Annotated in this window: 8 protein-coding genes, 1 pseudogene and 1 riboswitch; of the genes and pseudogenes, 4 read left to right on the top strand and 5 right to left on the bottom strand. The window is 34.8% G+C overall.

Going from position 1 to position 13,683, the window contains the following annotated elements; all coding sequences use genetic code 11:
- Positions 1–9: 9 nt before the first annotated feature.
- The 3 genes and pseudogenes from ILYOP_RS14690 to ILYOP_RS14680 all read left to right on the top strand — a co-directional run bounded on the left by ILYOP_RS14690 (position 10) and on the right by ILYOP_RS14680 (position 4,196).
- Complete coding sequence (locus ILYOP_RS14690) at positions 10–2,286, top strand: glycosyltransferase family 4 protein (RefSeq protein ID WP_013389264.1); 2,277 nt, start codon at positions 10–12, stop codon at positions 2,284–2,286.
- A gap of 150 nt (positions 2,287–2,436) precedes the next feature.
- The gene (locus tag ILYOP_RS14685) at positions 2,437–2,862 is read left to right on the top strand and encodes a hypothetical protein (RefSeq protein ID WP_013389263.1); all 426 of its coding nucleotides are present in this window, start codon (positions 2,437–2,439) and stop codon (positions 2,860–2,862) included.
- 111 nt (positions 2,863–2,973) lie between these two features.
- Positions 2,974–4,196: pseudogene (locus tag ILYOP_RS14680) on the top strand (IS256 family transposase).
- 396 nt (positions 4,197–4,592) lie between these two features.
- Here ILYOP_RS14680 and ILYOP_RS15405 read toward each other — a convergent pair.
- From ILYOP_RS15405 to ILYOP_RS14650, 5 genes are all read right to left on the bottom strand, one after another.
- Positions 4,593–5,753 carry a restriction endonuclease subunit S gene (locus ILYOP_RS15405; protein ID WP_222838890.1) on the bottom strand — a complete coding sequence of 387 codons (1,161 nt, stop codon included), beginning with the start codon at positions 5,751–5,753 and terminating at the stop codon, positions 4,593–4,595.
- A 110-nt stretch (positions 5,754–5,863) separates the two neighbouring features.
- Complete coding sequence (locus ILYOP_RS14665) at positions 5,864–7,405, bottom strand: type I restriction-modification system subunit M (protein ID WP_013389261.1); 1,542 nt, start codon at positions 7,403–7,405, stop codon at positions 5,864–5,866.
- A 123-nt stretch (positions 7,406–7,528) separates the two neighbouring features.
- Positions 7,529–7,882 carry a HepT-like ribonuclease domain-containing protein gene (locus ILYOP_RS14660; protein WP_013389260.1) on the bottom strand — a complete coding sequence of 118 codons (354 nt, stop codon included), beginning with the start codon at positions 7,880–7,882 and terminating at the stop codon, positions 7,529–7,531.
- Positions 7,883–8,074: 192 nt separating this feature from the next.
- Positions 8,075–8,347 (bottom strand): hypothetical protein, encoded by a 273-nt coding sequence (locus ILYOP_RS14655; RefSeq protein WP_013389259.1) that lies wholly within the window; start codon positions 8,345–8,347, stop codon positions 8,075–8,077.
- Between the two features lie 46 nt (positions 8,348–8,393).
- Positions 8,394–11,198: a type I restriction endonuclease subunit R gene (locus tag ILYOP_RS14650; protein WP_013389258.1), complete on the bottom strand. Its 2,805-nt coding sequence runs from the start codon at positions 11,196–11,198 to the stop codon at positions 8,394–8,396.
- 1,378 nt (positions 11,199–12,576) lie between these two features.
- Positions 12,577–12,652, top strand: a riboswitch (cyclic di-GMP riboswitch).
- Between the two features lie 400 nt (positions 12,653–13,052).
- Here ILYOP_RS14650 and ILYOP_RS15400 point away from each other — a divergent pair.
- Entirely contained in the window at positions 13,053–13,619 is a 567-nt protein-coding gene (locus ILYOP_RS15400) for a GGDEF domain-containing protein (RefSeq protein WP_222838889.1), read from the top strand.
- The last annotated feature ends 64 nt before the right edge of the window (positions 13,620–13,683 follow it).

Genomic DNA, 13,683 nt, shown 5'->3' with positions numbered 1-13,683 from the left:
GTTGGAAAAATGATAAATAAGATTATAAATGGACAAGAAAAAATATGTGTTATAGGGAATTATCTCCCAAGACAGTGTGGAATAGCCACTTTTACAACAGATCTGAGTAAGGCAATAACCAATGAATTACGTGGGGAAAATGGATTAATAAATATAGCTATGAATGACAAAGAAGAAGGTTATAATTATCCTTCTGAAGTAAAACTAACAATTCAAGAAGGTAACATGGAAGAATATATTAAAGTAGCTCAATATCTGAACGGGAATAATTATAGAGCTGTAGTTATTCAGCATGAATATGGAATCTATGGCGGTGCAGATGGTGAATACATCATAGAACTGATGAAAAGGTTAGATATACCTGTTTTAACCAACCTTCATACTGTATTGGAAAATCCAAGTTTTGAGCAAAGAAAAGTAATGAATGATTTGGCTAAATACTCTGAAAAACTATTGGTAATGAGTAGAAAAGCTTTCGACATACTGACTAGAGTATACGGTATTCCTCAAGAAATTGTGGTATTTATTCCCCACGGAATACCAAACACCACTTATGAGGATCAGGGTATATACAACGATGCAATAGGTTTAGAAGGAAAAGAAATTATTCTTACCTTTGGTCTTTTAAGTCCTGGCAAGGGTCTGGAATTTATGATCAAAGCAATGCCAGCTATTATAAAGAAAAATCCTAATGCGGTTTATTTAATCTTGGGGAAAACACATCCTAATATTGTAAAGAAAACAGGAGATGTATATAGAGAAAAATTAAAAGAACTGATAAGAAGTTTAAACTTAGAAAAAAATGTTGTTTTTCATAATAAATTTGTAGACCAAGAGACTCTTGTAAGCTATATAAAAACATCTACTGTATACTCTATACCATATTTAAATAAAGAACAGATAACTTCTGGAACATTAGCCTATGCTCTTGGGTCAGGGGCAGCAGTTGTATCTACGCCATTTTGGCACGCTGAAGAACTCTTAGCAGAAGGAAGAGGGATATTAGTACCCTTTAGAGATTCAGAAAGCTTAGCTAGAGAAATAAACATATTATTATCAGATTCAGAGAAGCGTGAAAATATAAGAAGAAAGGCTTATAATTATGTTAGATCTATGATTTGGTCGGAGGTTGCCAAGAGTTATTTGAAGGTCATAGTGGAGTGCAAAGAGAAAAAGAATATCAATATATCTCCAAAATATGAATCAGAGGATGAAAGAAGGTCAAAAAGAATATCTTATGAATTACCCGAGATAGACTTATCTCATCTAAAAATATTGACCGATGATACAGGAATACTTCAACATGCAAAATATACTATTCCAGATTTAAATCATGGATATTGTGTAGATGATAATGCCAGGGCACTAATCGTTGCATCGATGTATTACAAGCTTAGAGGAGATAGGAGTATATATCCTTTTATTAAGAAGTATTTGGCTTTTTTAAATTATTCCTTTGATGAAAAGACAAATAGATTTGCAAACTTAATGTCTTACGACAGAAGGTGGCAAGAAAATATAGGCAGTGAAGATTCTCACGGAAGAGCTCTTTGGGCACTAGGAGTTACAATTAAAAATATAATGGATGAATCTATCCGTTCCAATGCTATAGATCTGTTCATATATGCACTTTCTGTGGTGAGAGATTTCACATCTCCTAGAGCTTGGGCTTTTACAGTACTTGGTTTGTCGGCATATCTAGAAGTAAATTCGGAAGACTTGGAAAAAAGATTAATTAAAAGAATTTTAGCTGAAAAAATTCATAGCCTATACAAGAAAACAGTAACCAGTGATTGGCTTTGGTGCGAGGAAACCATTACCTATTCTAATGGAATTTTACCCCATGCTTTAATAATAACTGGCGAAACGATAGATGATAAGGACATGTATAACACAGGAATTCAGTCTCTGAAATGGTTACTGGAAATTCAAACCGCTCCAGAGGGACACCTTTCTGTAATAGGAAATGAGGGTTGGTTTGCTAAAGATAGAGAAAAAATTGTATTTGGTCAGCAACCAGTAGAGGCTATGTGCTTACTCAATGCTTGCTTACACGTATATAAAACTACAAAGGACCCATGGTGGCTAAATGAATGTAAAAAATGTATGGCATGGTTTTTGGGAGAAAATGATCTAAAAATACCTATATATAACTATGATGATGGTGGGTGTAGAGATGGATTGGATTCTCACGGAGTAAGCAAAAATCAAGGAGCTGAATCTACCTTAGCAGGGTTAATATCCTTAATTAAAATGCACGAGATAGAAGACGAAAGTTTTAAATGAAATTCAAATAGAGTGCTGTAGATGTAGTTGAAAAGTATGGTATAGAAGGGTTACCTATGCCATGGATTAATTTATAAAAGATATTCTTAAAAAATAATACATAAATTATTAACTTTAGCTAAATTTTTAAGTATTTTTAGGAGGTTAAGCATGATAAAAGCAGAAGAGGAACTTAGTAAACAAGGTATTGAAATAGGACGTATACCAGCAAAAAAGAAAATCGCAGGTTCTTGGATAGGAGGAACAAAAGAATCAAGAGGAAACCCTAGTCCAGAAAGGGTAGAAACTTATAATCTTATAGGACCTATTTTTAAAGTTATAAACGAGGAAGGTGATATTAGGTACTCAAAATCATATTTAAGCGATACTTATTTAGATAGGTTTGTAAGATTTGAATGTATCAATTCTGAAACTATAATATATAATCTTAAGTTTATCAGATCCATCGAAGTTGGAGTTTTATATGCAATTCTGAATCCTGATTATAATGCCTACAACCCTGATAAGACTCGCAATATAATTGAAGACATGTTTTATTTCTCTGGTATTGGTGAATTAAAAGAATATAAAAAGTAATACTATAGGGGGTCCCGTCAGGAAAGAGGGTGTGCAAAAAAGTCTGTAAATAGATTTCAATAATTAGCTTCCTGTGGTAATAAATATATTATCTTAAGGAGGCTTTTTATTATGGCAAAAAAAGAAAAATTGATACCAGGAAGAGAGATGGCTCTCAATCTTCTTTTTGAAAATTACGATATTAAATCTACTGATGATCTACAAGAAGCTCCAAAAGACTTACTTGGCGATGGAATCAAAAAGATGCTTGAAGCTGAGATGGATGAACATCTTGGCTATGAAAAAGGACAAATTAGTGATTCTACTAATTCTAGGAATGGGCATAAGAGTAAGAAACTTAGAAGTCATCAAGGAGAAATTAACCTTTCAGTTCCGCAGGACCGTGAGAGTTCATTTGAGCCTTTAGTCGTTCCAAAGCGACAAAAAGATATATCACACATTGAAAATCAGATTATTTCAATGTATGCTAGAGGACTAACTACTAGACAAATTTCAGATCAAATTGAAGAAATATATGGGTTTGAAGCAAGCGAAAGCTTTGTTTCTAACATTACTAACAAGATCTTACCTGAGATTATGGAGTGGCAAAATAGGCCATTAGATGATATATATCCAATCGTTTTCATTGATGCGGTTCACTTCTCAGTCAGGCATGAAAAAGTAATAAAAAAATTAGCTGCTTATGTTGTTTTAGGTATTAGTAAAGATGGTAAAAAAGAAGTGTTAGGGCTATATATTGGTGAAAATGAAAGTAGTAAATACTGGCTTGGTGTGCTTAATGAACTCAAAAATCGAGGTGTCAAAGACATCTTGATTATGTGTGCTGATGGTCTAAGTGGGATCAAAGAGAGTATCCAAATAGCATTCCCTAATACCGAGTATCAGAGGTGTATCGTTCACCAAGTTAGAAATACTTTAAAATATGTATCTCATAAGGAAAAAAAGAGGTTTGCTTGTGATTTGAAGTCAATATATACAGCTCCTACAGAAGAGGTCGGATACGATCTTTTACAAGAGGTTAAGACTAAGTGGCAAGTGAAATATCCTAATTCTATGAAGAGCTGGGAAACGAACTGGAACGTTCTAACACCTATTTACAAATTCTCTCCAGAGGTTAGGAAAGTTATTTATACCACTAATGCCATAGAGAGCCTTAATAGCACATACAAGCGCCGAACGCACAAAGGAGTGTATTTCCATCGAATCAAGCCCTTCTGAAAGCATTATATTTAGCTACAAAGCAAGCAAGTAAAAAATGGAAGATTCCTCTGAGGGGCTGGGGTAAAGTCTATGGAGAGCTTTCAATTATGTATGAAGGAAGACTTCCAGAGTAAAAATAGCATGTCAAATCCGCCCTAGTTTAAAGGGTTTTCTTGACATGCTAAAATTTTAATACTATGCTAGTAATATATAGATTTATGAAAAATCTATTAAATTTAACGTTATGACAGGAAGCTATTTATCCATTTACAGAAAAAACTTCACACTCCCTCAGGAAAATGCGGATTTATAACGCTAAGGAATTTTTACTGACGGGCTATCTCTTTAATATCAAGGTATTCTATAGCTTGATATTATCTCTTTTTTGTTGAGCTAAATATGTGATTGGTGAAAAAATTCGGGAAAAAAGGAGCTAGGCCTTAAAGCTAAATTATATTATTGTTCCGCCGGCGTAAAATTTACCTTATTCATAACAAAAAGAGACTCCCATAACGGAGTCTCTAATAGTTTTACACAAACATCTGCTGCAACAGCCCTCTCTTGAACTCTTTTACCTGTTCCGTTTCCTGCTCCACCAGCTCTATCTTCTTGTCTATCCCTGACAGGAAGTTGGCTATCTTCTGTTGTTCCAAAATTGATGGATACTTAAATAGGATTTCCTTCATATACTCCCAATCAGCTCTTGGCATTTTAGAGCCAGACGAAACATTAGCAATACTATTAAATTTAAAAGTCTTTATCAATTGATACAAAAAATTATTATCTAGTTTTTTACCCTTTAAAACTAATATTTCTGAAGAGCAAACGCCATCAAAATCAGCCTTGTAATATTTTTTCAAATAAGGTCTTAGTTTTCCATAAAGAATATCACCCTTATTAAATTTATTTTTTATACTCTGTTGTTGGGATGAATTGAAATAACCTAAAAGTTTACCGGTTTCCTGTGATAAATTTTCTAGCTCAATACATTTATAAATTTCTTTATCTCTTAAAGGGTTATATTTTTCTTTTGAGATTATAACCAAATCACCTAGGGGTAATTCCACCCACTCAGGGTACTCTTTCCCGTCCTCGCCCTTAAACCTTATCTCCTGTGAGAATATCTTCTGCATTACTCCCCTTTTGTATTCGGCCATGAGTTCCCTCTTCTTCTCCAGCTTCTCGATCTTGCTGTCCACAGAGGTGAGGAAAGAGGCTATTTTCTGCTGTTCTGGGGATGTGGGAAGCGATAAATTTAAAGAGAGTATGTCTTCTCTAGAAAGCCCCGGTATCATATTTCCGCTTGCCAATTTTTCAAAATATTCTCTTTTCTTAGGTAAGAAATGAGATAATAATTTAGTGGATGAAATTCTAGAACGAATAGCCATTAGCTGTCTTCCTATCATAACACTTTCTAAGTTCAGATACATTAAAGAGCCTACTCCACTTCCTTTAACAGTAAAGAGGACATCATGTTTTTGAGCTAATTTTCCATTAACCAGAGACCATTTTGAAATTTCATCTGTTTTATTTGTAAAATCAGATGGACCTGTAAAATAAGGTGTCTTGTTTTCTTCTTGAGAATATTCATCGGGTCCTAGATGTTGCCCTGAAATCAAAGTATAACTATCTTTTAATTTTATATTTTGCCACTCACCATTAAACTCAGGAAATCTCAACTTTGGCTCCAATCTATTTTCTCGTACCATACTTACCTCGCTTTTTAAAATAGCAGACAGTGTCTGCTGATTTAATGTTTATAAAATTTTTCAATTGGTCAGACGCTGTCTGATGCATTACCCTATATCATTGGAGCTTCGATACCAAGCTCATCACAGTATTTTTTGATCTCTTCATCTATAGAGAGTATATCCTTGTCCAAGGCCTTTATCGCTTTAGCAACTTCCGCCAGATCCACAGGCTCCTCTTCTTCGAAGGTGTCTACATACCTAGGTATATTTAGGTTATAATCGTTCTCCTTGATCTCTGCCATTGTGGCAACGTGTGAAAACTTCTCTATTTCAGTCCTGTTCCTATAAGTATCTATGATTCTTTCCACATCTTCATCTCGTAAATAGTTCTGGTTCTTTGCCTTCTCAAAGTAATTGCTGGCATCTATAAACAGCACATTCTCAGGATTCTCCCTGCACTTCTTAAACACCAACACACACGTTGGGATTGATGTTCCGTAGAATATGTTGGCAGGAAGTCCTATCACTGCATCCAGATAGTTCTTCTCTTCTATGAGGTATTTTCTGATAACTCCCTCAGCTGCACCTCTAAATAATACTCCGTGAGGAAGTACAGTTGCCATAGTTCCGTTTTCATCCAGCTGGTGTATCATATGTTGCACAAAGGCAAAGTCAGCCTTGGTCTTAGGTGCTAATTTTCCGTAGGCACTGAATCTCTCGTCTGATAAGAAAGTCTGGTTTGCCGACCATTTTGCTGAAAATGGCGGGTTAGCAACCACAGCTTCAAATCTCTTATCCAGGTGGTGTGGGTCTTCTAGAGTGTCTCCCTGTTCTATTTCAAAGTCACTGAATTTTTTGTCATGCAAGATCATATTCATACGTGCCAGGTTGTATGTGGTGGTATTTAATTCCTGCCCGTAGAAAAAGGACACATCACTCTCCCTTGATACCCTAAGTAACAGCGATCCCGATCCGCATGTAGGGTCATATACAGTTTTGATCTTTTCCTTCCCAAGGGTTACAAGCTTAGCTAGTATTTTAGATACCTGCTGCGGTGTATAGAACTCTCCTGCTTTCTTCCCTGCACCACTTGCAAACTCTCCGATCAGATACTCATAGGCATCTCCCAAAACGTCCATCTCTGTATCTTCAAACTTGAAGTTTATCTCGTCTAAGTGCTTTATTACTTCTGATATTAGCCTGTTCTTCTGTTCCACCGTTCTTCCTAGTTTGGTAGATGTTAAATCCACATCTTCAAACAATCCTGTAAAGTCTTGTTCACTCTCATGACCCAGTGCAGACTCTTCTACCTCTTTCATCGCCTTTATAAGGTCCTCTATAATCATCTCTCTGCTTCTTGCTCTTGCTGCTATGTTGTGGAATAGGTGACGAGGTTCTATAAAATACCCTAGTGATTCCATAGCCTCCTCTTTCAGGTCTTCCATTATCTCAGGGTCTTTTACAGCATCTGCAAAACTTATCCCCTCTACTTCTAACTCTTTCTTTGCGAAGTTCTCCATCTTCTCCGAAAGAAACTTAAAGAATATAAAACCCAGAATGTAATCTCTGAATTCATCTGCACCCATATTACCTCTCAGCTCGTTTGCTATGGCCCAAAGCCTTTTTTCCAGTTCTTGTTTATGTTCTGACATGCTTTTCTCCTTAAAATACAATTTTTATAAGATCAATCACACTAACAGTATATACCATTCCACCACATATGGAAACACGGCAAATAAAAAAGAGAGGCATACCCCCCCTTAAACAAAGTTCCATTAGTTTTTAGTTAAATCCTCTAAAGCTCCAGCTATGTATGGCAGCTTATCTTTAATTAAATCGAAAATAACCGCTCTGTTCAATATTGTGCAATCCTCCTCTCTAACTTCTATGAAGTTTTTTATCACATGCCAAGGAACTTCAGGACATTTTTCTTTTACTTCATTGCTGACATTTTTAGAAGCTGATCCTATATTTATAAGTAGTTCAATGGAATTTTGAAAAGTTAATTTATCCATAGAATTATAAAATTCTGTTGAGGTGTTGTAGCCCTCAGCCAACTGAGAGAGTTTCCTTATACTTTTTACGATATCAATAATAGGGACTAGATCACTATTAACGTCTTCTTGCATAAATAACCTCCTTCTAAATTTAATCTCGAAGCAAGTTAAAAGAATGGATTCGTAACGCTTTTTAGCATGCTTCTTACATAATTTCTACAAAATATCTGTGCATATCCTTTATGTTTTAATAAGTTATTTATAACGTATAACTCCTTATTTTATCTATAAATTGTAGAAATCTTCTTAAACTAAGCTTCTATGTCACTTTATTTTTATCTTGTCCACTTTTATCATCTTCGTTAATCTATGAACTACCTGCTTTAGTGAAAATTCTTTTTTACCATCTCCTATTTTAGGAAGAATCAAGGTTTTTTCTCCAGTAGATTCCAAAATAACATATCCCTCTGCTGAGAAGGTTTCTCTGCTTGTGTCATTGTATTTTATAAGGTCTATTTTCCAGCAGTTACCTTCATTTTTTAATTCGAGTCTTCTTCTTTTATTTGAATTCTTTGTGTATTTCCAGTCTCTGATCACTCTGAACTCTCCCTTCTGCCCTGGAATTATTAGGAATTACTTCTTATCACCAGGTATACTTGTGTATTATCTCCCTTATTTTATCTGCAATCATTGGAATTTTAACCTTTCTTTCTTTCAAAGGTGGCTTCCGTATAAAGGCAGCCTTGATAAAGTCACGCTGCATCTTGTTGGAATACCTGTATTCTTCCATGGTTTCTTCTACCTTACTTCTATGGAGATTCTCCTGTGCCACAAAGGCATCTACCTCTCGTTCCTCTTCTGCAACGAGGAACTCTTCAAATTTACTTTCCACATCTCCGCCATCATCAATATGCGGAAGATTCTCCTCTATAAACTTCTCTATTAGCTCCCTCTTGCTACGTAGATCCTCAGAGCCCTCCATAGTTCTTAGGATAAACTCCTTGTCTTTCACAAAGCTTGCACTTCCTGTATCTAAATCCTTTAGAAGAGTCATAATATATGCCACGTTTACATCATCACGCCTTATTAGCTCCACTTCAAAATCCAATTCATCCAATATAGAGACTTTTTCCTTATCTCCTTTTCTATATTCGTAGATGTCCAGATACTTGCTCTTATAGTCTTCAAAAGTTTGTCTTCCCATATGCAGGTAGTCAAAGGAAAATTCATTAAATGAAAACAGTCTAGTCATAAGCCTCAGAAGGTTTCTGTATGCCTGGACAAATTTCGCCTTATCGTCTTCACTCTGTAGATAGTCTACAGAATCTACAGTTGGTGCTATATCATAAAGTTCAAGGATATGCTTATTAAAATCCTCTACATAGTGCTCATAGGGCTTCATCAGTACAGTTTCAATGGCATCCTTGTTAGAGAACAAGGTAATTGCCTCGTCTGTCCTCTTTTTTAAATTTCTGAAACACACTATATTCCCGTGCTTCTTCTTCTCGTTTAAAATTCTGTTGGTTCTTGAGAATGCCTGTATTAAACCGTGGTGTTTAAGATTCTTGTCCACATAAAGGGTATTTAAGCTCTTACTGTCAAAACCTGTTAGAAACATGTTCACAACAAGAAGGAGATCTATCTTTCTGTCTTTTACCTTCTTGGAGATATCCACATAGTAGGCGTTAAATCCGTTTTCTCTGTTGAGGTCGTGGTTGTCACCAAAAGTTTCATTGTAGTCTTTTATAATCATATCCAGCTTATCCCTGGTATGAAGTCCTGTTTTCTCTTCCTCTTCTTCTGTGTAGCCATTTGCGTCTGGATCTTCTTCATTAGCCTGGTAGCTAAATATCGTTGCTATCTTTAGATTGTGGTCTTTGCTTTTAAATATGTTGTAATACTTCAAAAGAGATTCCACCGAGTCCACTGCGAATATTGAGGTGAATTCCTTACCGTAAGTCTTTCTAGCATGGTTGTTTATAATAAATTCTGCTACCCCGTCTAATCTTTCCTCAGCTCTGAATACCTCTCTGGTATCTATTCCCTCTACCCTAATATCGTCTACAGGTAAATCATTCCCCTCTTCATCAGTGAGGTGAGACTTAAAAGTATTATAATACTCCACCGAGAATCCTAAAACGTTGTCATCGTTGATGGCATCTTTTATTACATACTTATGCAGGCACTCGTCAAAGAGATCTACAGTAGTTTTATTTTTTATTGAATTCTCAGCAAAGATAGGAGTTCCTGTAAATCCAAAGAACTGCTTATTGCTAAAGAACTCTTTTATCTTCTGGTGAGTTCCTTTAGTTGTTGCTGTTCCTCCAAACTGACTACGGTGACACTCGTCAAAGATAAATACCATTCTCTTGTCTTTAGCAACCTCCATCTTCCTCTGTAAATGTCCTTTGCTTATGGCATTATTTAGCTTCTGAATAGTTGTAATAATAAGCTTAGTCTTATCGTCGGTCAGCTGTTTTACAAGGTGCCCTGTGTCATCTGTGCCATTTACAGAACCCTTTGAAAATGCATCAAACTCTTTTATGGTCTGGTAGTCTAGATCCTTTCTATCCACTACAAACATTACCTTGTCTACATTCTTATTCTGGGTGATAATCTGACTGGCCTTAAAAGATGTTAGGGTCTTCCCTGATCCAGTTGTGTGCCATATGTATCCGTTCTTTGTAGGGCTGTTTTCTACCCTATTTACAATCTTCTCAACTGCAAAATACTGATAGGGCCTCAGAGCCATAAGAATCTTATCAGACTCATGAAGAACTATATATTTGGATATCATCTTAGCTAAGTGACACTTATCCAGGAAAGTCTCTGCAAACTCGTTCAGTCTGCTATACCTTTTATTCTCTATGTCGGTCCAGAAGAAGGTCTGCTTGAAAGACTGAGTCTTATTGTTGGCATAATACTTTGTATTTACACCGTTGCTTATTACAAATAGCTGGACGTAGTTAAAAAGCCCTCTATAAGAGTGCTTATGGTATCTGTTTATCTGATTAAAAGCTTCTTTTAACTCTATGCCGCTTCTCTTTAACTCTATCTGTACCAAAGGCAGTCCGTTTATAAGGATGGTCACATCGTACCTATTCTTGTACTTCCCTGTCATAGAGATCTGATTGGATATCTGAAAAATATTTCTGCACCAATCTTTACAGTTAAAAAACTCTATGTAAAATATATCGTCGTTATCTCTCTTCAGTTCAAACTTATCTCGTAGCTTTTTGGCTTTGTCAAAGACACTTCCACCGTCTAGGTGTATCAGTACCTTGGAAAACTCCCTGTCTGAAAGCTCTATCTTATTATGCTTCTCTAGCTGTTTCCTAAAGTTGCTTTTGAGTTCATCTTCGTCTTTTATATGAATTTGTTCATATCCCTGAGCTTTCAGTTGCTCTAGTAGTTTATTTTCAAGTGCTGCCTCACTCTGTATGCACATATTCCCTCCTTGAAACCCATATGCTTTTCAACACTAGTATATACCACAAAACCCTCATAGTCTACGTGACAGCCTCAAAAAGCACCTAAAATCACTTTTTTTATTTTTTCTACGGAGATACCTGGTTTTACAATCCGGTAAAATGAAACAAAACCTATTTCGAGCCCTCGGGCATCTCAACTACGGAAAATACATTTATTTTACCTGCCTTAAATTTTATACTTTTGAAAATTTATCATTAAAAAAAATTAAAATTGTATGGTTTTCAACCTTGCAATTATTCGATAAAAATATTATCCTAATAAAAGAGATAGGCTTTATAAAGATCTTTCACTTCAAAAATAGCCGTAGGTCACCTTTGAAAATAAAATTAAGATTCTTTGGGTTAATACCTTTTATATAGGAGGATTCACACGTGAAAACGATAGTACAGTTGTACGGAAAAGACTTAAAAAAAGTACCAGATATATTGAGAAAAATAGCAGATGAAATAGAGAAAGGAAAAGTTGGTTCCAGCTGTCTATAAGACGATTATTGCTATGATTACCTCATTGAAGAGGAGAGTTATTATAGAAAATTTTTAGTTTACTCAAATGATGAGATAATCGATAGAGAAGGTAAAATCAAAAAAGAGGCTAAAATTCTCGGTATAGCGTTTGGATCTTGTCCACACGAAGCCTTTGAAAACTTCTATGTGAAAGATAAAAAAATTAAAAACATAGTGGTCAGAGAAATATTGGGAAATCCTGCTTACAAAGTTTTAAAAGAAGAATAAATTGATGATACTCTTCCATCTTAGGTACTGGAGGAGTATTTTTTATTTTTTGCACGGATCTAAAATTTTCCACCTGTTTTATATTGTCTTTCGTCGCATATATAACCATTCAACCCTTATAAACATGAGACTGACGGTTTTAAAGAGGTTTAAAATCCAAATAAGGCTGTCATATTTTCAAGGGTAAATCTCCAAAAATAGAAGTTTTTTTCTATCTGAATTTATAGGAAAGTATAAAGGAATGAATAGGAGGAAAGGACAACCACTACCGGGAAAAGTGATTGTCAATCTATCATAAATTTGATTGGTGTCTGATTTAAAACTAATTAAATTTTTATATTATTTTTGGCCGCTACAAATTGGTTGACTTAACCATTTAGGCTTTAGGATGGGGAGACAACCACTCCGGGGAGAAGTGATTGCCAATTATGATACAGTTGTTAAAAATGTTGTCCGATTTAAAACTACGTCTACTTTTAAATGTTTCCTTTTTTTTATTTATAAAAATTTATATTGATTCTCATCTTTTATGAAGTTATCGTAGAACCTTTCTGTTAAGTATATTAAAAACTTGACCTATATGGTCGAAAAGTGGTACTATCAAAAAATATTCGGCAAACTAATGGAAATGTTAGGACGCAAAACTATAGGGCCTTTAAAATGGCAGCCAGTTGCAAAAAAAAAGGTTTTTCTATTTTTTGCGTGGCCAAATAGGTCAGGCATTTTTTAATTATGGAATATATTTTGAATAACCACGAAAAAAATAAAAGGGGTAAAACATGGACAAGAGGACAAAAGTATCATATTTAATTTGTTTAATCGTAACAATAATTTTAACATACACAGATATGTCATTTCCAAAGTTAGTGGGTTTTACCTCATGGGATATTGTTAGTGAGCTTTTGATATGTATCCAACCTATTATATGGATATACTTTGTGAGGTTCGACCTCGGAAAAAATTACTTCAATAGATTCATCATATTCGGATTTATTCTATTTTACGCAGGATCATTTCAAAATGTGATGGATGAAATATATGAAATGGAAGGTTTTATTTCCAATTTGGATAAAATTTTGATGCCTATAGGTTTGATGACCATATCAACAGTTACAATTTTATCTTTTATGAATCAAAGAAAGATTCGTTCTACTATATCAGATAAAAGTATGCACGATCATTTGACCGGATTATATAATAGACATTACTTAGAATTAAATCTGGATACCTTAATAAAAAAATCATTGGCATTTGACAAAGAAATATCTATAGCATTTATCGATCTTGATAACTTTAAAAATATAAATGATAAATATGGTCATAAAAGAGGAGATGAAGTTCTAGAATTTATGGGCAAACTTATTAAAAGCTCTATAAGAGAGACGGACAACGCTATCCGATATGGCGGGGATGAATTCATAATATTATATCAAGATACATCAACAGAAAAAGCCCTCGAAATAACTGAAAGAATTAACACCAAAATGAAAAAGAATGATTTCCTTTATGAAAATAAAATTAGTATAAGTTCAGGAATAGTGTCTTATCAGAAAAATGAAAATTGGAAAGAATTAATTAATAGAGCGGACAAGGCTATGTACGATTCCAAAAAAAGTGGTAAAGACAAAATAAGTATAGCTCTTTAAAATTAGTTGCTGTGCCAAAGTTATAACGCAAATTATACATTATGAGTATATAATACGAAAGGGC

It is taken from the genome of Ilyobacter polytropus DSM 2926, from assembly GCF_000165505.1.
In the GTDB taxonomy this organism is placed as follows: domain Bacteria; phylum Fusobacteriota; class Fusobacteriia; order Fusobacteriales; family Fusobacteriaceae; genus Ilyobacter; species Ilyobacter polytropus.
This window is presented reverse-complemented; position numbering and strand designations above follow the sequence as displayed.